We start from the raw sequence: 26,931 nt of genomic DNA, 5'->3' as shown, positions 1-26,931 counted from the left end.
CGCTAATCACGCACTTGAACAATCTCCAATTATTCAACTTGTTTATTAGAAAAATTCATAATAATGAGTAACGTTATAAAACTATTCATATTAAGCACCATAGATTTGGCCATCTAGATGTTTACAGCTCTATTTAATCCGAGTATTGTTAACAGAATTCATAAAGATGAATGCATAATGAGAGGAACTCATGATCGAGCTGAAACACTTAAGGACCCTGACTTCACTGCGTGACACAGGATCGCTCACGGCGACTGCCACAGCATTGCACTTAACGCAGTCAGCTCTGTCTCATCAGCTAAAGGATCTTGAGGCTAGAATTGGTAACCCATTATTTTTAAGAAAAACTCGACCTGTTCGCTTCACATCTGAAGGCGAGATCTTACTCAGACTGGCAGATGAGATCTTACCTAGATTAGCCAAAGCAGAGAATGAAATAGCAAGCCTCAAAGAGGACGTTAATGGCCGCCTTCACATGGCGATTGAGTGCCATTCTTGCTTTCAATGGCTTATGCCTGCACTCAAAGAATATCAAGTCGCTTGGCCAAGTGTAACATTGGATTTTTCATCAGGTTTTGGCTTTGAACCTTTACCTGCTTTAGTGAGTGGTGAACTGGATCTCGTGATCACTTCTGACATTCAACCACGCTCTGAAGTACACTACGAACCGCTCTTCGATTTTGAAATGCGTTTAATCACAGCGACCACTCACCCATTGGCAGACAAAGAACGCATCGTTCCAGACGATTTAGCCAATGAAACCATGCTGTGCTACCCAGTACAAAAGCAGCGACTTGATGTTGTTAAGCACTTTTTATCTCCGGCGAATGTGGAGCCCGCAAAGTGGAAGCAAGCCGATAACACATTGATGTTGGTTCAAATGGTGTCAGCAGGGTTGGGGGTGGCGGCATTACCCAATTGGGCAATCAGTGAGTTTTCAAGACAAGGTTTAATTACCAGCATTCCGCTTGGTGATGGGCTTTGGCGACGATTATTTGCGGCAACTCGTCATTCTGAGAAAGAGAAACGTTACCTTCAAGCTTTCTTTAATACCGCTCGCCAGCAATGTAAAAGCCACCTTGAAGGGATCAAGATGGCGTAAATTGAATTTGGCTATCTTTCGTATGATTTAAATTGATTCGTGAGCGGGTCATATTGATAGCCAAGTATATCCAATTTGCCCACAACCGTTTCCACATCCATTTCATACATGGAAACTAACTCTTCGAAGCTATCGCATTCTAATCTGAGCTTCTCATTCACAATACCCAGCAAAATGATGCTGTCCAAATTACCAACATTACTTAAATCCATAGCACTGCTCCTCTGCACGCCCACGAACCTACTTTAGAGCTTAGCGTTAGTGGCAGAAAAAAGTAGTGATGCCTGTCTAAAGAAATACTACTTAGAGCGCAAACAAGCCGAAATTAAATACCGAGGCAGATAACATCATTGCCATGGCGACAAATAACTGCAGTTTATGGGCAGCTTTGTGCGTGAATATATGCCAGCACCACACAACAACCGCTGAAATCATTAGGGCTAAACCAATAAGGAGCAAAGGCGTGACTTGTGTCAGTTGCTGAGCGTCAAAACCGTAAGCTTTTAGTAAAATCGTCACGCAAACCAACATCGAACTCACCACTCCAACAACAGGCAAAATACGATGGAATGCTTGAAGTCTTGTTTTCGCGATGATCAGCAACAAATGGGCAAATGAGGCCCCAAGAAGCGGGACAAGAAGGAATAAATAGACAGAAGAAGCAAGACTTAGCTGCTCAGCAACCAAAATGCCAACATACGCTAATGCTAATCCATTTGCTAGATACATCACCCACAACGGCCCTTGTTCTCTGGTTTTCTTGGTTTGAACTTGCGAGTAGAAATACGCTAAAGCAAACACGATCAGGAAAGATTGAATTTTCACCGAAGCGACGGCCAACCATAAAATCGCCAGTGCAGGAAGCACCTTATGAATTCTCCCTCTTTGCCCCGGGCAAATCTCTCCTTTCACTAAAATTAAGGTCAAAAGTAATTGAGCCCCTAATAACATCGGTGGCAAAAGCGTAAGCAGTTGTGGGATCATAAGTTGTCGCGTTCAATGATAAAGTCTGGACGCGGATAATAACAAAACTTAATGAATTAGCCATTAGCAAAATACTCAAACACATCGCGCTTCGTGACGGTTCCTAAATAGTTACCCGCTTCATCTTCCACAACCCAAGGTGGATTGACGCCACTTTTCAGTAAATCCGCAATCTCCGTCACCTTGGTTTGGAAGGAAATCCGGTATAGGTCCGTTCTCATCACCTGATTCAATCGTTTTTGCCAAATAGTCAGATCCTTCGTGGTTTCTAATTTAGTCCCCAGCGTTGGAGAAAGGTGAAAATTCAAGCTTTCACGATCAATTAATCCAACACAAGTATTTCCGTCTAAGATGGGGAGTAACTCGATGTTGAAATTGTTTGAGTCAAACAGTCCTTTTGCTTTCTCTAATGTGTCTTGCGGCTCTAAACATGGAATATGCGTATGTGTAATGCTCAATATCCCCACACCTCTGACACTTGACCGACGCTCAAGAAAATCTTCCAGCTTGTCAAAATACTCCCACGCATGTTCCAGTTCATCTAGCGCTAAAGGTTTCGAGAAAAAATAACCCTGAATATAATCCACCCCTAAACTGCACAGCACTTCGAGTTCGTAACGTGTTTCAACTCCCTCCGCCACGACTTTTACTTCAAGCGTATGGGCAAGTTCGATGATCATTTTCACAATGTAGTATTTATGTGACCCCACTTTTAGATCGATGACAAATTCACGATCAATTTTTAATAAATCGAAATTGCAATCACTTAAGTAGGTAAATGAGCTATAACCCGTACCAAAATCATCAATCGCAACACTCACCCCTTGTTCACGTAAATTGCTAATAAGAGAGGATTGTCGCGATTCACTATCGAAATAAGCACTTTCAGTCAGCTCAATGGTGACCAAATGCGGCGTTTTTGCGTGCTCCCGGATCATCAGTTCTGCACTCTTTAATACTTCTCCCGGTTCCAGTTTCGTATTGAGGGAACGATTGATTGTCAGCCCTAAACCAGCACCAAAACGCTGTTGAATCACCTCTAAATCTTGCAGCGCTTTCTTACCAACACACCAATCAAGATCAGCAATGAGATCTAAATCCTCAGCGATGGTAATGATTTCCTGTGTATTTAACATATTCCCATTGGGCGTTTTAAATCGGCTCAATGCTTCAAACTTCACTATATCCCAATTGTGCACGTCGACAATCGGTTGGTAGAACACCTCCACATTCCCGCTTTTTATGCACTTCACCGTCCACTCTTCTAACTCCTTACGCCGTAAGACTTCTTTATGAATGGCTCCGTGATAAAACGTGATCAAACCTTTCGACTCTGCAGTTTGCTCCAGCATCGCCTGCACTGCATGTGAAACTAAGAGTTTCGGGCTATGCGTATCATGTCCGAGAACGGAAACGCCGACTTTCCCATTTAAAATAGCGCGATGAATGGCTTTTCCAGCGCTTTGGTTAAGTCCACTAAAAAAACGCCGAATCGTCTGATGGATGATCCTAACTTGTGACGGTCCCTGACATTTTTCACACTCTAAAAAAGCAACAAAGTGATTCCCCCCAATATAGCCAACCTGAGTCGCAACCCGATTTCTCGCCAAGTGTTCAGACAATAGAGATTTCATCTCAAATTCATCATCACCAGAAAACTTAGGGATAAATGCCACAACTAAACAGACATTTTCTTCCTGTCCGTCCATCCATCGAGTAGCAACAGATTGAGTAAATTGCTGTTCCGTCGGCAGTTGAGTTAGCAATTCAACACCACCATGTTCCACATCTTGAACACGATATAAATGGTTGGATAAATCGAGAAAATAGCCAATAAAGAACACACGATCTCGCAAATGAAGACGCTGCAGCGTCATTTCCTGAGGAATAATCCGACCATCTGCAGCCTTAATCAGTATGACACCACTCCAAAATCCACTTTCATCAATGTCGAGCCAGATTTTCTGATAAAACTCCTTACTGTGTTTCCCTGAGTTGAGCATAGATAAACTATTGCCAACTAAATCGATATTGCGGTATCCACTGTGTGTTTGAAAGTAGTGATTGGAGAGCATAATACGTTTGTTACTGTCTGCGAGTAGAATGCCGCGATGGGGGTTATCGAAAAGCTGATCAAAGAGGCTACCAAATACCTGACCATTGGAAGGAAACGATAAAAGAGGATATAAGCTACCCGTTATTCTTTTATCAACGCTAGGCGTGTATGAGAACTCCACATAACTGATTTTCCCTTTATCGAGATACAAAGGGCAGCTGAACACGCCTGGCTCTTGGCGCACGTGAGCCGATTCAAACTGTTTGATCAATTCCGATTGATCATCAAAGTTAAGGCAAGATAAAAGAAAATTCTCGGTCATCGATGGCATTGGAGAGGCCAACACCCTGCTGCATAGCTCTCGATCAATTTCCAACCGATGTTCGTCTAAGCACCATTGCCAATCTACATGAGGCAATGCATGAAACTCTTGCTCAGATAACGGTTGTTCCATCAAACGCTTCATAATACGAATCCAAATTCAATGAAGAAGACTTATCTTCTATAACATTAGGTCAGATCCGGCAGTTCTAGCAGATTTTTACTACTGGTTAGGTCAATCGTCACATTCGTTTTTTGTCGTTAGTTGCATCAAGTAACGAATCACTTCGGCTTGCTCAATTAAACCAACAAACTCATCTCTTTCGTTACACACCACCCAAGGGAAAGGGTGTGCATCCACCAATAAGCCTAGCTCGTTCAGAGGGGTATCCATATTCAATTGAGAGAAATGGGTGTCCATAACCGTATTGATTGGACGATGCCAAATATTTGCCTCTTTAAGGGTTTCTAGATCGGTTCCCATTGAAGGGGTTAGATGTAAGTTCAGCCGAGCTTGGGATACTACACCGACACATTGCTTATCGATGATCACAGGTAAATAACCAACTGGATTATTTTGCATCTGTTCATTGACAAGTGAGATAGGGTCACCGGGGTCTAAATGGCTTACGTTTTCTGCAATCAAAGCAACTATCGACTCTTCTTTCCCTTGTGAGCTTGATTGGTGAAGTTGTTCCGCCAAACGTTGTTGGTATTCACGAGCCTGCGCGATATCCTCCAGAGCCAGAGGCTTGGAAAAAAGATAGCCCTGCATATAGTCAATGCCCAACGACTTCAGTATTTTAAGCTCGGCCATCGTTTCAACACCTTCCGCGACAACTTTTACATTGAGCTGATGAGAAAGTGCAGTGATCATTTTTACAATGTTGTATTTAGTTTCACCAGCATTGATATTAGATACAAACTCTCGGTCAATTTTCAAAAAATCAAAATGGCAATCACTGAGATACGTAAAAGAAGAATATCCCGTTCCAAAGTCATCGATTGCCACTGTCGAACCAAGCTCCCTAAGAGCTTGCCACGCATTACTTTGACTGGATTCACTGTCAAAATAGGCACTTTCTGTGATCTCAATAGTAATTTGAGTCGGATCTGCCGCATGCTCACTGATGAGTTCCACCGTATCTTGGAGGACTCTTTGTGGCTCCATATGCGTATTGAGAGAGCGATTGATAGTTAGACTCACGTTATCGCCAAGTACTTGCTGTAGTGCAGGGAGATCTTTCATCGCTATTTCCGCAACGGCACGATCCAGTTCTGCGATAAGTTCCAGATCTTCTGCCACTTCAATTAACTCTTGAGTACTGGCAGGTTCACCATCAATGTTGGGGAAGCGACATAAGGCTTCCAGCTTGGCAATTCTCCAGCTGTTGGTATCTATGATTGGTTGATAGTGCACGTTCAGCGCTCGCCCTTGAATTACATGGCTTACGTGCTCTTCAAGGCTCTTGCGCCGTACAATCCGATGGTGAATTTCACTGTGATAAAAGCTGATATGACTATCTTGCCCGGAATGGTTTTCAAGCATGGCTTGCAGTGCGTGAGTAACACACTTGGTCGCGTTCTCTGCATCCTGCCCTAATACTGAAATACCGATTCGACCGTTAAGAACATCACCATGGACCTTGGCTCCAGCATCCTGCTTCAACTCACTAAAAAACTGTCGAATACCTTGCTGTAAACATCTTACGTCGCTGTTTTTGTTCTGCTTACATTCAATACATACAGCAAACACACCATTTGCCAGGTACCCAGCAAAAGACAATGATTGAGCTCGTGACAAAGCATTTGATAATACTTGCTTCCGCTCATACATTTGTTGCTCATCAAACTCAGGGCGAAACGCAATCACGACTTTTAATCCCTTGTGAGACTCAGATAGACTGAGTTCATGTAACAAAGTGAGAAACATACTCTTCGTTGGCAACTGAGTTAGCAGCTCTACTCCCCCATCCTCTTTATCTTCCAGCCGATAGAGGTGTTCAGACAGATCTACAGTCAAACCGACGTAATAAGTTCTGTCTCCACGTAACTTCATTTTTTGAATGGTAAGCTCTTGAGGAATCACTTCCCCATTTGCATACTGGCTGAGAATTGCACCTGACCAATGTCCTTTCGTATGAATACTTTGCCACATCTCTCTGTAGTACTCTTTAGAGTGCTTATTCGCATTGAATATGTTGGATTTCAAACCAATGAGTTCACTACGTAGGAAGCCAGATTGACGCTCAAAATAACGGTTACACGCTAAGATCCGGGTTTGGGAGTCGGTTACTAAAATACCGTGGTGCTGATTTTCAAAAATAGCATGAAAGAGGTTAGATAAATCATCTTGTGCAGGTAAGTTTAGTAGTGGCCTAAAATAACCTTGCAACGTATTGGCGTCTGCTTTCTCAATATACACCTCAACATACACTAAATGCCCTTTGGTTGGCATGAGACAACAACCCGTGTATTGCGCTTCGCCACTACGTAGCACCTTTTTCACGGCATCTTTTATTTCCAATCGTTGCTCACGAGTCATTAACGATAAAATGTCATCGATAGAATCCACAACAATACCGGCCTCGTGCAAGAGTTGGTTGGCCGTTTGATCAAGGCTAAAATCACCTTGTTGTAGATCCCATTGCCATTCAACCAATGGATACAGCGGATGATACTGACTCCCTTCGTTATATTCATCCATATAAGACCTCTTTGTACTCATATTGCTCACGATTCGTCGTGACCTAACCTCTTTATATGATTATAGTTTCTTAGATAATTCAATATCGTGACTTACTACTTAAGTTTAGTTAAACCTTATTTATACGAAGGTCATATATCCCTAGATAAGCAGCCATTGAGTCGCTATAATTCGCGCTCCCTGGAACTGAGAGCAAAATATGTACAGTGAAATTACGCCCATTCATGAGCATAAGAAATATTGGGCAGAGTGCTTTGGCACCACACCTTTTCTTCCAACCAGCCGCAAGGAAATGGATGCCCTAGGATGGGATAGCTGTGACATCATCATTGTGACGGGTGACGCTTATGTGGATCACCCTAGTTTTGGTATGGCGATCATCGGTCGCTTACTCGAAGCTCAAGGGTTTCGCGTTGGTATCATCGCTCAACCTAAATGGGATAATAAAGATGCCTTTATGGCATTGGGCAAGCCAAATTTATTCTTTGGCATCACAGCAGGTAACATGGACTCCATGATCAACCGCTACACCGCCGATAAAAAATTACGCCATGACGATGCCTACACGCCAAATAATGAAGGGGGTAAACGCCCTGATCGCGCCACTCTAGTTTATTCTCAACGCTGCCGTGAAGCCTATAAAGGTATTCCAATTGTTCTCGGTGGTATTGAAGCCAGCCTGCGCCGTTTAGCCCATTATGATTACTGGTCCGATAAAGTGCGTCGTTCAGTCCTTTTTGACGCGAAAGCCGATATTTTGCTTTTTGGTAATGCCGAACGCGCGCTCGTTGAAGTGGCTCACCGTCTAGCTGAGGGAGAAGAAATCAGTAGCTTGACGAACATTCGTGGGACAGCGATTAATCTTCCAGCAGAGCCGGAAAACTACACCATTATAGACTCTTCCCGTATCGAAAAGCCGCGCAAAGAAGCCTTTATTCCGCCAAATCCTTATGCGGTAGAGGAACAATGCGATACCAAAGCTAAAACGGAAGCACCACAAGCGCAAGCGATCACGATTCGGCCCTCTCGCCACGATGCAGCGACAACCGCCGTCCGTTTACCTCATTTTGAAAAGCTCAATAACGATCGTATTCTCTACGCACATGCTAGCCGTATCATGCATTTGGAAACCAACCCATATTCCGGCCGTGCACTGATCCAGAAACACGGTGATCGAGAGCTATGGGTGAACCAAGCCCCAATTCCATTGACAACCGAAGAGATGGATTATGTGTTTGGCTTGCCGTATGCGCGTGTACCTCACCCAATGTATGGCAAAGCAAAGATCCCTGCTTATGACATGATCAAAACATCGGTAAATATCATGCGTGGTTGTTTTGGTGGCTGCTCTTTCTGTTCAATTACAGAACATGAAGGCCGGATCATTCAAAACCGATCTCAGGACTCAATTCTGAATGAGTTGGAAGAGATCCGTGACAAAGTCCCTGGATTTACAGGCACTATTTCTGATCTTGGTGGCCCAACCGCAAACATGTACCGACTTGGATGCAGCGATCCAAAGGCAGAAGCTAACTGCCGTCGCCCTTCTTGTGTTTTTCCGGGAATTTGTAACAAGCTAAATACTGACCACAAACACACCATCGACCTCTATCGCGCGGCTCGTCAGGTAAAAGGGGTGAAAAAGGTCATGATTGCCTCTGGCGTACGTTATGACTTGGCAATCGAGTCTCCAGAATACGTGAAAGAGCTGGTCACTCACCATGTCGGCGGCTACTTAAAAATTGCCCCAGAACATACTGAGAAGGCGCCTCTGGATCTCATGATGAAGCCGGGCATGGGCACGTATGATCGCTTCAAAGAAATGTTTGAAAAATACAGCGCTGAAGCGGGCAAAAAACAATACCTTATCCCGTATTTCATTTCAGCTCATCCAGGTGCGGAAGATGAAGACATGCTTAATTTGGCGCTGTGGTTGAAAAAGAACAATTTTGAGTGCGATCAGGTACAAAACTTCTACCCATCACCAATGTGTAATGCCACCTCAATGTATTACTCAGAGACCAACCCTCTTAAACGAGTCAAATATAAACAACGCGAGGTCGTTCCAGTTGCAAAAGGTGAGCGTCAAAGACGTCTACACAAAGCACTGCTACGCTACCATGATCCAGCAAACTGGCCACTGATTCGAGAAGCGTTGATTAACATGGGTAAAAAGCACCTTATCGGCGACAAACCCGGCTGTTTAGTCCCAGCAGAAGATTTAACCACCTTGACACCTGCACAACGTAGAAAGTCTGGGCGTCATGGTGCAAACCGCTTTGCAACAAAACATACTAAGAACCAGCCAGGGTTTGAAAAAATGAACGGCTCAGGGCGCGGTAAATCTAACCAACAAGGAAATCGCAAGCCTGCTGGCAAGCCACATGGCAATAACCAGAATTCAAACCAAGCGAATAAAGGTAAAAAGCCAAATACGATAGGAAGCAGTCAAGCTTCGAAACCGAATGGCAACCGAAAACCCAAACGCCGTTAACTTAATCTAACCTGAAAATAAAATCACAGCTTAGGCTGTGATTTTTTTTAACACTAGAAATCGTTAGTAACAATGTTGTAGATAAACATTTTGCAGTTCAATTAATTCCGCACAATAATCATTAAGATGAATGATAAATCAAATGGAACTTAAGTATGAACATCAGATTGTCTCACATGCTCTATATGGGCTTCTCCATCATCATTATCACGACCTTAACACTAGCGTTAATTGCATGGTCTTTAGTCAACCACTCCGCTGCTATTTCACAAGAAGTTGAATCTGATGATGTACCCGGCGTACTGGCTTATTTAAACGTTATGGATGAAATTGGAGACTTACAAACCAACGCACTAGAGTATCTAAATGGTGAAGCTGACGAATACAGCAGTTTTAAAGAAAACACAAAAGAATTTAAGCACTATTACTCCATTTTACGCCCTTTAGAATCTGCAAAGACCGCTGACATTCAGAAAATGGATAAAATCCAATCACTTGCCAATCAATATATTGAGCAACTCGAACGAGAAGTCTTTGCCAAATACGACCCTAAACAAGAACAAATGGCCATCAATAAGATTGCTCAAATCACTAAAAATGTTGGCCAACCATTAGAGCAACTGTTAGACGAATTGAAAGATGGTGAATTTGCTGACGCTTACAAAACCACGGATCTCAATGAGTCGCTCAATGATGATTTACCCGGTGTTCGCTATTACCTAGAAATGGTGGATGAAGCGGGAGATATGATTTCATCATTAAACACATACATTATGGGGGATCCTAACGCCCGCAATGGCTTTAACAATGACGCAGCTTCATTTGGGGAATATCTGGAAAAAATCAAGCCACTAGAGCAAAAGCCATCTGAAATCAAAGATATAGAAAGAATTGAACAGTATTACTTTGAAATCATTAAAACCGCGCAAGAAGTCTTTGATGGCTATGATCCTTCAACAAAAAGTGCTGCTATTAAACTTGTCGACGAACTGGAACATTCCATTATCACTCCGTTAGAAAAGATTCTTGATCAATCCGCTCAAGAAGAGCGTGACGACTCGATCAGTGCACTACGTGCTGTCAATGCGAATATGGACAACATTATCTTTTGGCTCAGCACTAATGTAGTCCTAGTTCTGCTTGTCGGCGGCATCGTCGCATGGCAACTGTCTTCCATGATCAAAAAACGGGTTGAAACCATTGCTGAACGCGCACAATCAATTGCTGATGGTGACTTGTCAGCCTCTCCGATTAATGAAACCAACAAAGATGAATTGGGTGACCTTGCTCGGGCAATCGACAAAATGCAAGAGTCGTTGAAGAACGTCATCACTAACATTACGCAAGTCGCCTCTGAAGTGGCCAACAATACTGGTCAGGTAGATGAAACCAGCCAGCGAGTCGCCACCGGTATTCAGGAACAAGCTGACAAAGCCACCATGATTGCCAGTGCCGTGGAAGAAATGGAGGTGACCGTTAATCAAGTTGCCGAGCAAAGCACAGAAGCTGCCCAAAATGCACGTATTGCCGGAGAAGAAGCGACCAATGGTGGCACATTGATGCAGGAAACCGTCGATGGAATGAATCGCATCTCTGCTGTCGTCAATGAAACAGCGGAAACCGTTGACAGTTTAGGCCGACGCGGAGAAGAAATCGGTAACGTGATCAAAGTGATCAACGATATTGCTGAACAAACGAATTTATTGGCGCTCAATGCCGCCATTGAAGCGGCACGCGCCGGTGATTTAGGACGTGGTTTTGCAGTCGTTGCCGACGAAGTTCGTGGACTGGCGGAAAGAACATCAAAAGCGACAGAAGAAGTAGGCGGACTCATCACCTCCATTCAACAAGAAACACGACAGGCTGTTGAACGCATGAGTGAAGGAACTACCTTGGTCGCAGAAGGAGTCAGTTTGTCCAATTCTGCCGGCGACGCACTGGTTCAGATTGTCGCTAGAGCTCAAGATGTCAACACCATGATTGATATGATTGCGACCGCTGGTTCTCAGCAAGCAACCGCTACGACGGAAATGTCGCGTGACATAAACTCGATAAGCCAGATAGCAGACGCCTCTGTCCGCACAACACAAGAAGGCTCCCATGCAGTGAAACAGCTGTACCAGAAAGTGGAAGAGCTTGAGCAGTTGGTTGTGCGCTTTAAGTTATAAACAAATCAACCATGACAGGCAGGGTATAAATACTCTGTCTGTCGCACCATTTCCAAGCATTATTGACGGCTAGAGACATACGCCATGTACTGCTCCGCAGTGAGTGGTTTACTGAAATAGAAGCCTTGAATAGAATCGACGCATTTTGCTCGGGCATAAACCAATTGTTCTAATGTTTCAACACCTTCCGCAACCACTGGTTTATTCATGTTCGCAGCCAAAGAGGCAATGGAGTTGAATACCGTTTGCAATCGATCGTCATCCACGACATTGGTTACAAAAGCCCGATCTATTTTAATTTCATCAAAACTCAAACGACATAAGTAGCTTAAACTCGAAAAACCCGTTCCAAAGTCATCAATAGAAACTTTAAAGCCTCTCAATTGCAGTTTCTTTAGCACTTGGTTTACGTAATTGAAATTATCGATCAACGCCGATTCCGTAAGTTCAAGTTTAATTTGTTCAGTACACAAACCATTCGTCTCAATACTCGACGTAATTTTCTCAACAAAATCTACATCAAGGATTTCCACCACACTGATATTTAAAGCAAAAAGCAGCGATGATGTATCACGGCCCTGCTCTTCTAATTCTCTGACCAGTCGACCTAGTTGCTGAATGTTGAATAACGTCAATATACCGATATCACCAAGCTTTTCTGCAATAGGAATAAACTCTACCGGAGAAACAAGCTGACCATTTAACCACCAGCGGATCAAACATTCTGCACCAGATACCGATTCATTGTTTGCGTCATGAATCGGCTGAAAAAGTGTTTCAAAGCTGCCATCTAAAACAGGTTGAGCAATCGCAGCTCTAAACTCGGTTTCCAACGTATTTTGATGTTCAATTTGCCTTGCTAGATCTTCACGAAATTCAGCCAACCTAACTCGATCAGCTAAAACGTCCATGATTGCCATTTCTGCTTTATTTAAACTATGCGCATGATCATCACCTTCTTTTTCTATGTAATAGCCTAAGGCCACATTGCTGAAGAATTGACGAGCATTAAAATGAAATGGCTCATTCAACATTGCATAAAACGCTTCCACATCAAAAGGGGTATTCGGTGGAATAAACACATTAAAGCTATCTGTTGAATGTTTACTGCATACGGCGCTTTCCATCTCACTCATCACACGAGAGAGGATCTCCATAAACACCAAATTAGCAACAGCGGTTCCCCATATTTCATTGATCCGTTGGTAGTTACAAATACGGACACAGCAAACGGTACCATGAACAGGCTCTTTACCAATTTGGGATAAAAAAGCTTCTCGGTATAACAGCCCCGTATGTGGGTCTTGGGTCGAAAGTTGACGATTAAGTCGACGCGTTGCCACTAACTCGCTTCGATCTTTGAGGTGAAGTAAAAATTTTCCTTTATAGCGAATAACAAATAGAGCGACCCACTGAATATTTTTGTCTGGGTAGCTGATCCCAACTTCCGTATTCAGCTCGAAATCCTGAGCACATGCATCTTCTAGGAACGTATTAAGAGAAAATGGCTCAAAAAACTCATTAACATACGTCAGCCCATTTTGTTTTAGGTTCTGCCCTTTCGCTACGCGAAACAGCTCCATGGCCTGAGGCGATAATTCAACCATATTCATCTGATGATCAACAATCAAATACGCAATGTGCATTGCTTCAATTTGATCACTTAAGTTCTTCATGTTTTACCCAAACCCTTTGTACCTGAAATGGCAAAATATCCAATGAACAGCTGAACTTAACGCCTCCCTTATCTATGGCTTCTTTTGGCATGCCATAAACAAGGCTGCTGTCTTCGTCTTGTGCAAATGTCACCGCACCCGCTTGATGCAGCTCTAAACACCCCTGCGCGCCGTCATCACCCATGCCAGTCAGCACCACTCCAATTGCGCTTTGCCCCGCACATTGAGCGGCTGAGCGAAACAACACATCCACCGACGGTTTATGTCTTGAAACCAGTGGCCCATCTTTTAATTCTAGGAAGTATTGACCATTTAAACAGTTCAGTACGGTATGTATTCCACCTGGAGCAATGTAAGCGTTACCTCTTTGCAGTTGTATATTGTTGTGTGCCTCACTAACCTTTAACGCTACCGATTGGTCTAACCGCTGTGCAAAAGCTGTCGTAAATTTTTCAGGCATATGCTGAACAATCACGATGGGAGGAGTGTTGCTATCAGTGTTTTTTAAAAAGCGTTCAACCGCTTCTGTTCCTCCAGTAGAGGCTCCAATAACGATGACCACTTCAGCATTATGGTTTGTAGGTGAATCTTGTTTTTGAATGACCACATCCGCACTTAATCTCTGACGAAAGCTTTGCTCCGAAAGAAATTTAAGTGCTTTTACCTTGGTTGCCGCGGCCTGCTTCAGGGCCCTTAAAATTTGCTTCACCTCCGCAGAATAAAGGAACTCATTGAGCTGACTCTGTGGCTTATTAATCACCTCTACAGCCCCAGAAGACAAAGCTTCAAGGCTGAGTGTTGGGTTGTCTTCGGTTTTTGCCGAACAAATCACAACAGGTGTAGGCTTCGTCGACATGATCTGCTTAAGAAAAGCAATGCCATCCATTTTTGGCATCGCAATATCCAGCAAGATCACATCCGGCCAATGCTTCTCCATTTTTTTGATTGCAATCAGAGGATCCGGAGCAACGCCTAATAGTTCTAACCCTGCTTCTTTATCGATGATCTCCCCCAACACTTGGCGAATGACCGCAGAATCATCAACAATAAAAACCTCAACGTTTTTCATAAGCGCTCCCTTCGATAGATACAGTTTTCAACCTGAACCATCTTGGAGTGCTTACGCAGAACATTTTCACTGTGACCTAAGAACAGTAGCCCCTTCACAGCAAGGCTCTCTATGACATTATCAACAATTTTTTTCTGACGTTCAGAATCAAAGTAGATCAGAACATTTCGCAGAAAAATCACGTCGTATTGTTGTGGTTGTGGAGAGGCCAATAAGTTATGTTGGCTAAAGTGACAAAAGCGGCGAAGACACTGTGCAATCGTAAAATGCCCTTCATTCTCCCCAATACCTTTCAGACAATAACGTTTACGATAAAACGGGGGAATTTTTTCAGCGAGTGAGAGTGGATATTGGCACTGCCTTGCGTTCTCAACAACATTGGCTGACACATCCGTCCCTAGTAATGACCAGTTGCTGTTTCCATACGAATCATCCAAAACCATCGCTAAACTGTACGCCTCTTCTCCAGAGGAACATGCAGCACTCCATGCTTTCAATGGAGCACGAAAAGGCAGGCTTTCAAGCCACCATTTTAGTTTTTCAAACTGCATTGGCTCACGAAAAAATGAAGTTTCATGTGTCGTCAGTCTATCGATGAAAAACTGCAACTCGCTATCGCAGTTACCTCGCCCAAGCAGCTGTAAATATTGTTCAACGCTTTGGTAACCAAGTTGATTGATCCGCATCCCCAATCGATGCTCCACCATCGCGCGTTTATGCTCACCAAGTAGGATACCCGTATGGTTTTCAAGCAATGCTCTCACATGATCAAACTGCTCTCTCCCAAGCATAATTAGGCTTCCCAAGCCGCAAGCATCCGCACTTGATGATGCAGCATCTGACTATTAATATCTTGGCTGCTTAACAACGCAGACATATCGAGAATGGGAACCGAACTCTCCTCTAGTGCTAATATTTTCCATACAAAGTCAGTAGGCACTGCCAAACCAAATTGCGGTTTAGTCATCAACCTTTGCGAATCAACCGATTTAATGGATCGCACCCGACTCACCACTAATCCGAGAGTCATCGAGTCATCACTTTTTTGGTTTGGTGTTTCGTACAGAACAATGCAGCTATAACGGTCATATCTCTCTGGCGGAGTCAGTGTCAATCGACTAGCAGCGTCAATGACAGGAACGACACTCCCCCTGACATTAATAACGCCTCGAATCACCAAGGGGCACATTGGCACTCGTGTGATTTCACTATACTCAATCACCTCCTTTACTGTCTCAATTGGTAAAGCGACTACCTCTTGCGCCACTTCTACAAACAGTAGATCCAATGCATCATTGTTGCTCTCTTCCGTTTCATCCATGGCGTTACCTTACTCAGAAACTAAAGACTTATTGTTCATCCATCGCCACATCTCATCAGACAATAGCTTGTCACTGTCTAAGATTGTGAGCATTCGATTTTGCAGCTTGGCGACCGCATTTATCATCGGCGATTCTAATCGACCTTTGAGTTGAGGGACGGATTCTAGGTGGTCAAGATTGATATCAAATACTTGCTTTACCACATCCACTTTATAGCCAATGGCACCATGTCCATGATTTTCAGTGATAATGACGCAAGTCTTGTTGCCGATGGGCTCAGAGCGTTGTTCTAGGCAGTGCGCAATGTCAAATACCACCACTAAGTTGCCTCGTAGGTTCATCACACCCAATACCTGAGAGGGTGCACCGGATACTGATTCAACTGCTGGGTATTCCATAATTTCACGAATATGCGCAATAGGTAGGGCAAAACTCTTCTCCCCCAATTGGAACTCTAGGTACTTTTCGGTTCCTTGTGCCATGGCCATACCCTCCATCATGCCTTAATCATCAAAAGGCACGTAACCTTTCTCTGGTTTAGAGCTGGGAACATGTTCTGGCTCGACTCTTCTTGGTCGCTGCCTCATCACCGCCGTATTTGCCACCAGCTTGAAAAAGCTAACGGTATTTTTAATTTCATTCGTTTGTTCTTGTACCATCAACGCCGTTGACGCCAACTCTTCAGAAGCAGAAGCATTTTGCTGTGCTATCTCATCTAATTGAGAAACCGTGCGGTTAATTTCAGCAACACTGGTACTTTGTTCGGTAGAAGCGGCGGTGATCTCTTGAACTAGATCAGCCGTTTTCTGAATGTTCGGAACCATGCGATTAAGCATATTTCCGGCATGTTGAGCAACTTTGACGCTATTATCAGCCAAGCTGCTAATTTCCTGCGCTGCAACCTGACTTCGCTCGGCCAACTTACGAACTTCATCTGCCACCACAGCAAACCCTTTACCATGCTCTCCCGCACGAGCCGCCTCAATCGCAGCATTCAAGGCCAACAAATTAGTCTTGTAAGCAATGTCTTCAATAATGCCAATTTTCTCAGCAATGGCAGTCATGGCATCAACTGTGTCATTTACGGCCTCCCCCCCTTCATTCGCCTCAGAACTTGATTGGGTTGCGATTTCATTGGTCACACGTGAATTGTCAGTATTCATTGAAATAGAAGAGCTCATTTGATCAAGTGATGCACTGGTCTCTTCGACACTTGATGCGAGTTGGCTTGACGTTGAGCTAAGCATTTGCGACGTTGATGTCACTTCATTCGTACTATGAGAGATCGCCTCTACTGAGCCCTGAATGTCCAATAAAATGTTTTGTAGCTTGTCGAGAAAACCATTAAAGCTCTTGGCGGTTTCACCTATTTCATCCGTCCCAAAATCTGGGATGCGGCGAGTTAAGTCCCCTTCTCCTGAGCGTAGATCTTCTGCCGCCTCAGACAAGGCTTTAATTGGCAAGACGATGCCTTTAATAAGAAATAGAGCCGTAATGAACGCCAGAACAACCGCAACACCCAACAAGCCCCACACGAGAGAGATACTTTCTCGTGCCGCTAAGACCAGCTCATCCAATGAACCTGTACTTTGCGCATTCGCTGTAGAGCTAATTTGGTCTAGAAGCTTTTCCAGTTTGCTAAAGACTTCATGCTCCAGTTTGTCTATCTCCAGCGCTGCCACAATTTTGTCACGTGGACGATATGTTGCGAAAATATCCTTCCCTCCATTGTAGAGTGCCAAATACATTCGCTCGACTTCGCTAAGGCTTTTAATTTCTTCCGGTTTTCTTTCCAGTGGTTTTATTTCAGCAAGAAACTCAGCAAAATTGCGCGAATCTTTTTCAAAAGCATTAACCGCACCAATCTCCCCTCTCATGTAGGCATTTAAGGCGGACATCATGTCCCCCTCTTCATCTATCAGTTCTAGGTAGTAACGCACACCGGGTAAGTCATCATTCAGCACTTCAGCAAAATCACCAGAACGCCCAGCATCCGCTACTTCTTCTTCCTTCAAGGTATTGAGCAGCGTTTCCAATGGATCCGCGTAATCGCGGATCAGCACATTGTACTTTTCAACAGCTTGGCTTTCTAAGCTGGGATCAAAGCGTTTAAACACTAAGCTTTGTATGTCTTCATAATAGCGAGTTGAAAGATTTTCAATCTGTCGGACTAATACCGGATCAATCGATTTGAGCTGCTTTAACTGTTCAAAAAAGGTCACAAATTCGGTGTAATTGGCAAGAAAGTCGGCTTCTTCTTCGGCTTCCCCGGTGATGAATTCCAATACGTTCGAATTCATGTCACCCAGCTCATCGAGCATACTTAATGACAAAATTACCTTTGGAATTTCTTCGTAACCAACCGTTATCGCGTAACTTTCTATAGTGCGATTTTTGACCTGTACAGAAACAGCAATCACAAACAAAAGCACTCCCATGGTGCACATCGCGAGTATGATTTTGTTTTTGATCGATAACTTAGCAATCATGACTATTCTCCTTTGCCCGCCTCTTGCTGGCCAAAGCGTTCCAATGCTTGAGTATCGGCATGGTTGAGTGCGGTCTGGATAAGGGAAAAAACATCCAGAATGATCGCAACCTCACCACTTCCCAGTATGGTGGCCCCACTCACGCCTTTTAACCCGTCAAATAGAGAGCCCAATGGCTTAACTACCGTTTGGTATTCGCCACTCAACCTATCCACCACTAAACCTGCTTTTAATGAGCCAAACTGCACGACAATGAACGCTTCCTGTTCAACCGTGCTGTGTGACTTCACACCAAACCATTCGGCAAGACGCAAATACGGCAAAGCATCTTGTCGTAAAGTTACAAAGCGCTTATCTCCATTTGCATCTGCAACCTCATTAAATTCCAGACACTCAACCACGTTATCCAAAGGGATCACGTAATCGCTGTCAGCCACCTTAAACATGAACCCATCAATGATCGATAATGTCATCGGGAGTCGAATCGAAAATTTGCTCCCTTTGCCGTATTCACTGTCCAGCTCTACACTGCCATTCAGCAGTTCGATGTTGCGCTTTACGACATCCATCCCAACACCACGACCAGATAAGTCGGTTACTTCTCCCCGAGTAGAAAAGCCGGGCTTAAAAAGCAGCTGACGTATGTCAGAACCACTCAGCTGTTTATTCGGCTCAATCAATCCACGCTCCTTGGCAAGGCGGTGTATCCGCTCTTCATCAATCCCCCGTCCATCATCGGAAACTTCGATGACAATCGAACCTGAATCATGATACGCATTAAGGCGTAATGATCCGGCGGCTGGCTTACCACAATCGATGCGCTCTTCTCGTGATTCGATACCATGATCGATTGCGTTGCGGACCAAATGTGTTAGTGGATCATTGAGCTTCTCAATAAACGTTTTATCTAGTTCCGTTTCCGCGCCACTCACCAGCAAATCCACATCTTTACCCAGTTCATTGGCTGTATCTCGCACAATTCGTTTGAAACGATTAAAGGTATCACCAATTTGCACCATTCTCAGTTGCAGTGAACTGTCGCGAATGCTTTCGACCAAGCGTTCAAGCTGTGCCATTGCTTCAATCAAAGGTTCATTCCCGGTTTGATGAGCAAGGAGGTTGGTTCGCGCGCCAGTGATCACCATTTCACCCACTAAGTCGATCAATTGGTCTAATTTGTCAGCTTCGACTCGAAGTGTTTTCATTTTCTTCAGTGCAGGATTGTGACTTTTCACTTCGCCATCATGAGAAAAAGGTGATGGTGTTTTTTCAGCTGTTTGCTGCTGCTTTTTACTGCTTTCGGGAGGAATAATAAGTAACGTGGATTCGGGGGCGATAAACTCAAAGGCATCTAAGATAATTTGGTCAGACAGCTCTCCTGAGCATTGAATTTCAAACCCGATGTAACATAATTCAGGATCAAAATTTTCCCCGACATCGATCAGCTTCTGTTCAGAAACATCAATTTGCTTGAGCTCTGCTAATGTCGATAGATAATGGATAAAAGAGATAGGGTCTAAGCCTTGCTGAAAAACATCCGCATTTGGGCGAAATGAAATATGCCAATCGCCGTCATGCACCGTGTTTGGGTCAACAATACTGCTTAATGACGATTCAATACTCGGAAGAACGTGCTCAAAATCTTGAAACATCTGTTCTGCGCCAACAGGTACAGAGCAACGCCCATAGGACTCAACCTCTTCGACCATTTGTCTCAAGGCATCATTACTGCGCAACATCAAAGCCATCAACTCAGATGAAAACGAAATGTCTTCACGACGCAATAAATCAAGTAAGCATTCAAACTGGTGTGCAAAACGAACCAATTCATCCAATCCAAAAAGCCCAGCACTGCCTTTGATGGTATGTATACAACGAAATAACACATCAACGGACTCGACTTTAATGCTGCTTGCGCCTTCATAAGCCAACAAGAGTTGCTCAACATCGTTAATCAACTCTGTTGATTCTGAAACAAACGTCGTTAAGGCTCTTTGCAGCTCAGGGGTCATTGAGGTTTACACTCCAAAATCGCGGGACATTGAAGTAACTCGCCATACTTTATGATCTGTTCGCTAGGTTTAATAATGGGCGTTGCCATACCTTGACGTTCCGCATATCGAATGAACCAAATAAGCAATTGATAGCCAGCACTATCTAATACTTCGACAAGCGCACCATCCAATACCAACGCATCGCCTTCGCTGAGTATCCCTTTAATTTGCTGATGAACATCACCCACCTCATAAATCGTGAGTTCTTCTGGCAGTTGATATATTTGCTGCATCTCGCTTCCTTGTTAGATTGAGAGGATCTTCGATACCGCCTCTAACATTTTATCGGGCTTAAACGGCTTCACCATCCACGCCTTCGCCCCTGCCTTTCGGCTTTCTTCCATTAAATATTCCTGAGTTTCTGTCGTGAGCATAATGATGGGAGTAAATTTATAACGTTCCATGTTCTTAACATGTTTGACGAACTCAATACCGTTCATGTTCGGCATGTTCACATCACTGATGATCAGATGGATTTTTCTACCGTCTAGCTTTTCTATTCCCTCTACACCATCTTTCGCTTCTATGATCTGATATCCTGCGCCTGTTAATGCAATATTCACGACCTGTCTGAGGGATTCCGAATCATCAACAATCAAAATGCTTTTTCTCATGTGTCCCCCTAATGGAAAAATGTCACGTTACCTTCGTCACTCGGATCGGTGTGCTCTTCGGTATTGGTTCGACTTTTTATACACTCCAGCGCAGTAAGTAACTCCTCTTCATTCCAATGCCCACCCGAATGATCAAACTGAGTAATGGATTGCTGACACAATGCAATTGCTTCAATCACTCCAGCTTGTTTTTGCTGTAATCGGTCACTAAATTGCATCAAAACAGCCAACTCCTGATTAATCTGCTCAATCTGCGCTGTCAGTTTGACCACATGGTGTTTATCGACATCTGGCCCTTGAAGCTCAGTACGAAGTTCATTCGACGACTGTTGTAAGGCAACGAGCAAATGTGTGATTTGGTGAAACCCGGACTCAGTGTAATTGGTCGCAGACTCTAGTTGACGGTGGAAAAAGGGAAGGATTTTGTGGTGAAGTGAGTCCAGAACCCCAAGTCGACGCTCTGAATGCTTGTGGTGTAAGCGAAGAAAAGCTGTCGGCAATAAAGCACTAAATATTCCAGTATAAAAACTAAGAGCTAGCTCTTTGGTGAAAAAAAAACTCACTAGAGCGATGCCGAAAGCCATTAAGAGATAGTAAGTAACTGCTCGCACCAGACCAATCCAATTAATTACAACATAGTAATTAGACTAGTCCAAAATAATGAGAACAAATAACTTTCAGCGAAGTTTACTGTTTACTCACGGTGCTCTTCGTCTCTTTTATTAAATAAAAAAATAGCCGCCAATCAATGGCGGCTACTCACACATACTGATTAATTGACCATGATTACGAATTACGTAATGCTTCGATTCGCTTATCAAGTGGTGGGTGAGTCATCATTAACTCAGACAGTGAAGCTTTACCGTTAATACCAAACGCCATCATCGAACCTTCAAGTTGAGATTCATGACTCATCTTCAATCTCTCTAGCGCCGCGATCATCTTATGTTTACCAACAAGTTGCGCCGCGCCTGCATCCGCATGAAACTCACGATGGCGACTGTACCATTTGGTAATAAAGCTTGCCAAAATGCCGAAAACAAGTTCCAGAACCATTGATACACCAAAGTAAACCAGCATATTGCTGCCACCTTCGCCGTCGTCAGAATCTCGCGAAGCCACAATATTAGCAATAAAGCGAGATAGGAAAATCACAAAGGTATTCACAACGCCTTGCATCAGGGTCATCGTTACCATATCACCATTAGAGATATGGCTAACTTCATGCGCTAATACGGCTTCAGCCTCATCTCGAGTCATATTATGTAAAAGGCCCGTCGACACCGCGACGAGTGAGTCATCACGCTTTGCGCCGGTTGCAAATGCATTAATGTCTGCGGAATCATAGATTGCAACCGTTGGCATACCAATGCCCGCCTTTTGTGATTGCTCGCGCACCGTTTCCAATAACCAGTGCTCTGTCTCATTGCGTGGGCTTTCAATCACCATACCGCCAACGGAGCGAAGCGCCATGCTCTTCGACATCATCAACGAAATAATTGCTCCACCAAAACCAAACACTGCAGCAAACACTAACAAGCCAGACAAACTACCCGGCTGCATACCCGTTACGGCATAAACGATATTTAAAACAACGCTCAGAACCAACATAACCGCAAGGTTCGTTGCGATAAATAACATTACTCGCTTCATTTAACTTTCTCCGAAACAGCAAGCTTCTTTTATAAGCTGTTGAGCTAATAGATACCTAGTAGCAACAGCGATTTGTTATACATAGATATAGTCTAATCCTTTTGAAAACAAGGTTAAGAATGAAATTGAAACATTTGATGTCTGTATCAGAATGCGATACTAAAACTGGTTCAGTTCTACAAAGTGAGAAAGCGGCTTAGACTTTGGTCGTATTGTAGCCTGTTTAAAACCTGCTAAATTCATTATCAGAACATAATCCACCATGTAGAGAAAGGAAATCACCATGGTTGAAACTAACAACTATCAAATGGCTATTGATTTACTGTGCTGTCACCTTGGGATAACAGAAGAGGAAGCAAAAAAGCAACTCGGCTTATCGTCTGACTCCCCGGTTCAACAACAGATTTCAGATTTTCAGCAGGCTTATGCGGGTATGGCTGCTGAAAAATAAACAGGTCATCAATTAAAAAGGCTGCCATATGGCAGCCTTTTTGTTATTGGTTACAGAGCAAGTGGCTCTAGGTCGATATACTTAGAAAGTTCTTTCCGCTTTACGCTCGGCACATATGGGATTTCACCAATTTTAGGTGCATCAATCTTTTGTTCTAACATCTCAATAATGTCAGCGTAATGCTCTGTTCCTGGGTTAACACGATTCGCCACCCATCCAACTAGATTCAAACCATCCGCTTTGATCGCATCAACCGTTAACATTGCGTGGCTCAAACAACCTAATTTGATACCAACCACTAAAACAACCGGCAACTGTTCTTGTTTAACCCAAGTAGACAAGCAATCTTGATCAGAAACTGGAACACGCCACCCACCAGCACCTTCTACAAGTACAACTTGAGCATTTTCTTTATGTTGCTGCAGTTTGCGGCTTAAGACATCGTAACAAATTTCGATATTTTCATGCTTTGCGGCAATATGGGGAGAAGCAGGGAGCTCCAAAGCATATGGATTGATGTCATCGTAATCACATTCGATCGTTGCCGCTTTTTGTAAATGAAGGGCATCGGAATTTCGAAAGCCAGATTCAGTTTTTTCACTTCCAGCAGCCACTGGCTTATAGCCAATTGTTTTCAGCCCTTTTGCTGCCATCGCGTGAAGAATCGCTTTTGAAGCGACCGTTTTTCCAACATCGGTATCCGTACCTGCAATGAAAAATGCATCAATCATAGATGTATAACCCCTAAACAAACCTGATAAGTTGCGGGTAGAAGACCCTGATGGTTTTTAAACACCTGATATTCTTCTTCAACTTGAATGAGTGCTCGTCGGCTTGTTAAACCATGAGAGCGTCCACTTACGTGATTCGCACCAATGCCTTTGAGATCACGCATAAGAGAAAATGAAGACTCATACCAAACGGTGATTTCCGGCAAGTCTAGATGATGGTTATGGCAATCAGCTTGCGCTAACGCAATTTTTACCTGATTGATCGAGATAAAATCATTCACGTGTTGATATGAGTCAATTTTACCCCACGCCTTTTTTAGCTCATGCAGCGAGCCATCTAGTAAAGTGGTGAAGAAAGCTTCACCTCCAGAACGTAGAACACGCTTCATTTCCTTAAGTGGTACTGATAGGTCCTCACACCACTGTAACGCAAGGCTTGAGAAGACATAATCTACGCTGTTGCTTTGCAACGGGATAGATTCTGCATCACCAACGTGATAGTGGATGTCATGGTCTCCACAACGTTGCCGGCTCTGCTGCAACATTTCTTGAGACAAATCCATACAAATCACTTCAGCCCCACGCAACTTAAGTTGCTGTGAAAAGTAACCTGTACCGCAACCTAAATCGAGAACTCGTTTACCCAATAGATCCTTTGGCATTTTATCGAGTAACTTATGCCCTACCTCTCTCTGAAAAGCCGCGTGCTGATCATAGGTTATCGAAGCCTTACCAAACGCCTCTGCAATCGCGCGCTTTTGATCGCCTGCATTAGTTAAATCAAAACATGCAAATTCTGTCATCCGGACACCTCTAATACCTCAGTGAGAGCCTGAACAAGAGAAGCAACTTGTTCGTTACTGTGATTAGCCGTTAATGTAATGCGCAACCGTGCAGAGCCTGTAGCAACGGTAGGAGGCCGAATGGCGGTTAACCAGTGACCCGCTTTTTTGACATTTTCAGCGATATTTAATGTCTTCTCTGACTGGCCAATCAAAAAAGGATTGATTGGTGTAATTGTGTCGACAAAGCCGTCCAAACTAGAAGCTGAAGCTCTGTATACGTCTTTCAACTCAGCAAGTTTTTCTCGTCGCCATTCTTGCTGCCTGATCATACCAATAGCATGGGTTAGCGCATAAGCTTGTGACGGAGGCATCGCGGTAGAATAAACATAGTGACGTGCAAACTGAGATATGTATTCCCCTACGGGTTTACTCGTCAATATTGCAGCTCCTGATAATCCAAACGCTTTGCCGAAGGTCACCACCAAAATATCTGGTTTGATATTACAGTGACTTGCAGTACCACGGCCTTCTTCACCAAGTACACCAATGCCATGCGCATCATCTACAACCAACCACGCATTGTTGCTTTGGGTGATCCTTTGGATCTCTTGTAAAGGAGAAAGATCGCCATCCATGCTAAACACACCTTCGGTGACAACTAACTGATTGATTTCAGGTGTAAGAAGCTGAGAAAGATGCTCATCATCATTATGACGAAAACGCTTCATTTTGGCAGGAGACAACAGACCCGCTTCCATCAAAGAGGAGTGGTTGAGTTTGTCCTGTATCAGCACATCCTCTTTATCTAACAGGGAAAAAAGCAGTGCTTGATTTGCTGAAAACCCCGAACTAAAAAGCGTACTATGTTCAAAGCCAAGCCAGTCACACAGTGCTGCATTCAGATTAGCGTGAGCACGTGAGTACCCAGTAACCATAGGGGAAGCTGCACTACCACAGCCATATTTGGAAATGCCTTCTTGCCAAGCCTTCGCTAATTCACTGTCAGTTGCTAACCCCAGATAGTCGTTACTAGAGAAATTAGTGTAACGCTGCCCTGATAAAGTTAGAGCAACCCCATTTCCCTCTTCAAGTAACCACTCTTTCCTAGTTAACCCTTCGTCACGTCGCTTAGTTAACGCTTGCGCTATTCGATGTTCAAACGCTGGCATCGTAAAACAAATCGCCTTTACTTGGTCTAGCCGCAACACGCTCTACAACACGATCCAGCAATTCATTTTCTTCAACTTCATCAGGTTTTTGAGAGATTTCCTGACTATTTATACCAAGCTTGGCAAAAAGCAGCATATCTTTATCTTCAGATGGATTCGGTGTCGTTAACAATTTACATCCATAGAAAACAGAGTTTGCGCCAGCCATGAAGCACAGTGCTTGCATCTGCTCATTCATATTTTCACGGCCAGCCGATAAACGAACGGCTGATTGAGGCATCATAATACGAGCAATGGCAATTAAACGGATAAAATCAAAAGGCTCTACGTCATCAACTTCTTCTAATGGTGTCCCTTTCACTTTCACCAACATATTAATCGGCACACTTTCAGGGTGAGTCGGTAAATTGGCAAGCTCCATCAGCAGGCCTGCTCGATCATTTGCACTCTCACCCATACCAATGATGCCACCAGAACAGATTTTCATCCCCGCGTCGCGAACATGCGATAAGGTATCTAAACGATCCTGATAAGTTCTGGTGGTGATAATATTTCCATAAAACTCTGGTGAGGTATCAAGGTTATGGTTGTAATAATCGAGACCGGCATCTGCAAGCTTTGTCGCTTGATCGGGTGTTAACATACCAAGGGTCATGCACGTTTCTAAACCCATTCCCTTCACCCCTTTGATCATTTCCGTTAAATGAGGCATATCGCGCTCTTTTGGATTCTTCCATGCAGCTCCCATACAAAAACGCGTTGAACCCGCATTTTTAGCTTTTTGCGCCGCATCAAGAACACGCTCGACTTCCATCAAACGTTCTTTTTCTATATCGGTAGTATAACGAGCACTTTGTGGACAGTACTTACAATCTTCTGGACACGCACCAGTCTTAATAGATAACAGCGTGCTGACTTGAACATGGTTAGTTTGCTGATATTGACGATGGATGGTTTGAGCCTCAAAAAGTAAATCCATAAAAGGCTTTTCCATCAAAGAGCGGACTTCCTCTAGTGTCCAGTTATGACGTACTTCCACTTGCTTTCCTTTGTTATTAATTAGTTTAGTTGCTTGGCTAGTCTATC

Annotated in this window: 23 protein-coding genes; 4 read left to right on the top strand and 19 right to left on the bottom strand. The window is 43.7% G+C overall.

Going from position 1 to position 26,931, the window contains the following annotated elements:
* Positions 1–190 precede the first annotated feature (190 nt).
* Entirely contained in the window at positions 191–1,102 is a 912-nt protein-coding gene (gene metR / locus ACQEXU_RS01065) for an HTH-type transcriptional regulator MetR (RefSeq protein WP_427009324.1), read from the top strand.
* An 11-nt stretch (positions 1,103–1,113) separates the two neighbouring features.
* Here metR and ACQEXU_RS01060 read toward each other — a convergent pair whose 3' ends face one another.
* From ACQEXU_RS01060 to ACQEXU_RS01045, 4 genes are all read right to left on the bottom strand, one after another.
* Positions 1,114–1,314 carry a DUF4250 domain-containing protein gene (locus ACQEXU_RS01060; RefSeq protein WP_367986731.1) on the bottom strand — a complete coding sequence of 67 codons (201 nt, stop codon included), beginning with the start codon at positions 1,312–1,314 and terminating at the stop codon, positions 1,114–1,116.
* A gap of 91 nt (positions 1,315–1,405) precedes the next feature.
* A complete protein-coding gene (locus tag ACQEXU_RS01055; RefSeq protein ID WP_427009323.1) occupies positions 1,406–2,086 on the bottom strand; it encodes a hypothetical protein in 681 nt (226 codons plus the stop codon).
* A 56-nt stretch (positions 2,087–2,142) separates the two neighbouring features.
* Positions 2,143–4,608, bottom strand: coding sequence for an EAL domain-containing protein (locus ACQEXU_RS01050; RefSeq protein WP_427009322.1), 2,466 nt, complete (start codon positions 4,606–4,608; stop codon positions 2,143–2,145).
* A 90-nt stretch (positions 4,609–4,698) separates the two neighbouring features.
* Entirely contained in the window at positions 4,699–7,170 is a 2,472-nt protein-coding gene (locus ACQEXU_RS01045) for an EAL domain-containing protein (RefSeq protein ID WP_427009321.1), read from the bottom strand.
* A gap of 199 nt (positions 7,171–7,369) precedes the next feature.
* Here ACQEXU_RS01045 and ACQEXU_RS01040 point away from each other — a divergent pair, with 199 nt between their 5' ends.
* Positions 7,370–9,664, top strand: a complete 2,295-nt coding sequence (locus ACQEXU_RS01040; protein ID WP_427009320.1) for a YgiQ family radical SAM protein — start codon at positions 7,370–7,372, stop codon at positions 9,662–9,664.
* A gap of 155 nt (positions 9,665–9,819) precedes the next feature.
* Positions 9,820–11,832, top strand: a complete 2,013-nt coding sequence (locus ACQEXU_RS01035) for a methyl-accepting chemotaxis protein (RefSeq protein WP_427009319.1) — start codon at positions 9,820–9,822, stop codon at positions 11,830–11,832.
* A gap of 59 nt (positions 11,833–11,891) precedes the next feature.
* On the opposite strand, the gene ACQEXU_RS01030 is transcribed toward ACQEXU_RS01035, so the two are convergent.
* The 11 genes from ACQEXU_RS01030 to htpX form a co-directional block, all read right to left on the bottom strand.
* Entirely contained in the window at positions 11,892–13,508 is a 1,617-nt protein-coding gene (locus ACQEXU_RS01030; RefSeq protein ID WP_427009318.1) for an EAL domain-containing protein, read from the bottom strand.
* Complete coding sequence (locus tag ACQEXU_RS01025; RefSeq protein ID WP_427009317.1) at positions 13,492–14,577, bottom strand: protein-glutamate methylesterase/protein-glutamine glutaminase; 1,086 nt, start codon at positions 14,575–14,577, stop codon at positions 13,492–13,494. The genes ACQEXU_RS01030 and ACQEXU_RS01025 overlap by 17 nt, the downstream gene beginning before the upstream one ends.
* A complete protein-coding gene (locus ACQEXU_RS01020) occupies positions 14,574–15,368 on the bottom strand; it encodes a CheR family methyltransferase (RefSeq protein ID WP_427009316.1) in 795 nt (264 codons plus the stop codon). Before ACQEXU_RS01020 ends, ACQEXU_RS01025 begins: the two co-directional genes overlap by 4 nt.
* 2 nt (positions 15,369–15,370) lie before the next feature.
* Complete coding sequence (locus tag ACQEXU_RS01015; protein WP_427009315.1) at positions 15,371–15,898, bottom strand: chemotaxis protein CheW; 528 nt, start codon at positions 15,896–15,898, stop codon at positions 15,371–15,373.
* Positions 15,899–15,907: 9 nt separating this feature from the next.
* On the bottom strand, positions 15,908–16,381 hold the full coding sequence (locus ACQEXU_RS01010) for a chemotaxis protein CheW (RefSeq protein WP_427009314.1): 474 nt from the start codon (positions 16,379–16,381) through the stop codon (positions 15,908–15,910).
* Positions 16,382–16,402: 21 nt separating this feature from the next.
* A complete protein-coding gene (locus ACQEXU_RS01005) occupies positions 16,403–18,388 on the bottom strand; it encodes a methyl-accepting chemotaxis protein (protein ID WP_427009313.1) in 1,986 nt (661 codons plus the stop codon).
* Between the two features lie 2 nt (positions 18,389–18,390).
* A complete protein-coding gene (locus tag ACQEXU_RS01000; protein WP_427009312.1) occupies positions 18,391–20,400 on the bottom strand; it encodes a chemotaxis protein CheA in 2,010 nt (669 codons plus the stop codon).
* On the bottom strand, positions 20,397–20,675 hold the full coding sequence (locus tag ACQEXU_RS00995) for an STAS domain-containing protein (protein WP_367986744.1): 279 nt from the start codon (positions 20,673–20,675) through the stop codon (positions 20,397–20,399). The genes ACQEXU_RS01000 and ACQEXU_RS00995 overlap by 4 nt, the downstream gene beginning before the upstream one ends.
* A 12-nt stretch (positions 20,676–20,687) precedes the next feature.
* A complete protein-coding gene (locus ACQEXU_RS00990; protein ID WP_367986745.1) occupies positions 20,688–21,056 on the bottom strand; it encodes a response regulator in 369 nt (122 codons plus the stop codon).
* Positions 21,057–21,064: 8 nt separating this feature from the next.
* Positions 21,065–21,667, bottom strand: a complete 603-nt coding sequence (locus ACQEXU_RS00985) for a hypothetical protein (RefSeq protein ID WP_427009311.1) — start codon at positions 21,665–21,667, stop codon at positions 21,065–21,067.
* Between the two features lie 175 nt (positions 21,668–21,842).
* Positions 21,843–22,709: a protease HtpX gene (gene htpX, locus ACQEXU_RS00980; RefSeq protein WP_367986747.1), complete on the bottom strand. Its 867-nt coding sequence runs from the start codon at positions 22,707–22,709 to the stop codon at positions 21,843–21,845.
* 283 nt (positions 22,710–22,992) lie between these two features.
* On the opposite strand from htpX, the gene ACQEXU_RS00975 reads away from it, so the two are divergent.
* Positions 22,993–23,160, top strand: a complete 168-nt coding sequence (locus ACQEXU_RS00975) for a hypothetical protein (RefSeq protein ID WP_367986748.1) — start codon at positions 22,993–22,995, stop codon at positions 23,158–23,160.
* Between the two features lie 50 nt (positions 23,161–23,210).
* Here ACQEXU_RS00975 and bioD read toward each other — a convergent pair whose 3' ends face one another.
* The 4 genes from bioD to bioB are packed head-to-tail and all read right to left on the bottom strand — an operon-like array spanning position 23,211 to position 26,884.
* The gene (gene bioD, locus ACQEXU_RS00970) at positions 23,211–23,891 is read right to left on the bottom strand and encodes a dethiobiotin synthase (RefSeq protein ID WP_427009310.1); all 681 of its coding nucleotides are present in this window, start codon (positions 23,889–23,891) and stop codon (positions 23,211–23,213) included.
* The gene (gene bioC, locus ACQEXU_RS00965) at positions 23,888–24,694 is read right to left on the bottom strand and encodes a malonyl-ACP O-methyltransferase BioC (protein ID WP_427009309.1); all 807 of its coding nucleotides are present in this window, start codon (positions 24,692–24,694) and stop codon (positions 23,888–23,890) included. The genes bioD and bioC overlap by 4 nt, the downstream gene beginning before the upstream one ends.
* The gene (gene bioF / locus ACQEXU_RS00960) at positions 24,691–25,845 is read right to left on the bottom strand and encodes an 8-amino-7-oxononanoate synthase (protein WP_427009308.1); all 1,155 of its coding nucleotides are present in this window, start codon (positions 25,843–25,845) and stop codon (positions 24,691–24,693) included. The genes bioC and bioF overlap by 4 nt, the downstream gene beginning before the upstream one ends.
* A complete protein-coding gene (gene bioB / locus ACQEXU_RS00955) occupies positions 25,832–26,884 on the bottom strand; it encodes a biotin synthase BioB (RefSeq protein ID WP_427009307.1) in 1,053 nt (350 codons plus the stop codon). Before bioB ends, bioF begins: the two co-directional genes overlap by 14 nt.
* Positions 26,885–26,931: the final 47 nt, after the last annotated feature.

This window comes from Vibrio sp. TRT 21S02 (assembly GCF_050113675.1).
In the GTDB taxonomy this organism is placed as follows: Bacteria; Pseudomonadota; Gammaproteobacteria; order Enterobacterales; family Vibrionaceae; genus Vibrio.
Note: the sequence above shows the minus strand (reverse complement) of the source record. Positions and strands in the feature narration are given on the sequence as shown.

Coding starts and splice junctions, on each gene's coding strand:
- metR (WP_427009324.1), top strand. CDS start 191: ATGATCGAGCTGAAACACTTAAGGACCCTGACTTCACTGCGTGACACA.
- ACQEXU_RS01060 (WP_367986731.1), bottom strand. CDS start 1,314: ATGGATTTAAGTAATGTTGGTAATTTGGACAGCATCATTTTGCTGGGT.
- ACQEXU_RS01055 (WP_427009323.1), bottom strand. CDS start 2,086: ATGATCCCACAACTGCTTACGCTTTTGCCACCGATGTTATTAGGGGCT.
- ACQEXU_RS01050 (WP_427009322.1), bottom strand. CDS start 4,608: ATGAAGCGTTTGATGGAACAACCGTTATCTGAGCAAGAGTTTCATGCA.
- ACQEXU_RS01045 (WP_427009321.1), bottom strand. CDS start 7,170: ATGGATGAATATAACGAAGGGAGTCAGTATCATCCGCTGTATCCATTG.
- ACQEXU_RS01040 (WP_427009320.1), top strand. CDS start 7,370: ATGTACAGTGAAATTACGCCCATTCATGAGCATAAGAAATATTGGGCA.
- ACQEXU_RS01035 (WP_427009319.1), top strand. CDS start 9,820: ATGAACATCAGATTGTCTCACATGCTCTATATGGGCTTCTCCATCATC.
- ACQEXU_RS01030 (WP_427009318.1), bottom strand. CDS start 13,508: ATGAAGAACTTAAGTGATCAAATTGAAGCAATGCACATTGCGTATTTG.
- ACQEXU_RS01025 (WP_427009317.1), bottom strand. CDS start 14,577: ATGAAAAACGTTGAGGTTTTTATTGTTGATGATTCTGCGGTCATTCGC.
- ACQEXU_RS01020 (WP_427009316.1), bottom strand. CDS start 15,368: ATGCTTGGGAGAGAGCAGTTTGATCATGTGAGAGCATTGCTTGAAAAC.
- ACQEXU_RS01015 (WP_427009315.1), bottom strand. CDS start 15,898: ATGGATGAAACGGAAGAGAGCAACAATGATGCATTGGATCTACTGTTT.
- ACQEXU_RS01010 (WP_427009314.1), bottom strand. CDS start 16,381: ATGGCACAAGGAACCGAAAAGTACCTAGAGTTCCAATTGGGGGAGAAG.
- ACQEXU_RS01005 (WP_427009313.1), bottom strand. CDS start 18,388: ATGATTGCTAAGTTATCGATCAAAAACAAAATCATACTCGCGATGTGC.
- ACQEXU_RS01000 (WP_427009312.1), bottom strand. CDS start 20,400: ATGACCCCTGAGCTGCAAAGAGCCTTAACGACGTTTGTTTCAGAATCA.
- ACQEXU_RS00995 (WP_367986744.1), bottom strand. CDS start 20,675: ATGCAGCAAATATATCAACTGCCAGAAGAACTCACGATTTATGAGGTG.
- ACQEXU_RS00990 (WP_367986745.1), bottom strand. CDS start 21,056: ATGAGAAAAAGCATTTTGATTGTTGATGATTCGGAATCCCTCAGACAG.
- htpX (WP_367986747.1), bottom strand. CDS start 22,709: ATGAAGCGAGTAATGTTATTTATCGCAACGAACCTTGCGGTTATGTTG.
- ACQEXU_RS00975 (WP_367986748.1), top strand. CDS start 22,993: ATGGTTGAAACTAACAACTATCAAATGGCTATTGATTTACTGTGCTGT.
- bioD (WP_427009310.1), bottom strand. CDS start 23,891: ATGATTGATGCATTTTTCATTGCAGGTACGGATACCGATGTTGGAAAA.
- bioC (WP_427009309.1), bottom strand. CDS start 24,694: ATGACAGAATTTGCATGTTTTGATTTAACTAATGCAGGCGATCAAAAG.
- bioF (WP_427009308.1), bottom strand. CDS start 25,845: ATGCCAGCGTTTGAACATCGAATAGCGCAAGCGTTAACTAAGCGACGT.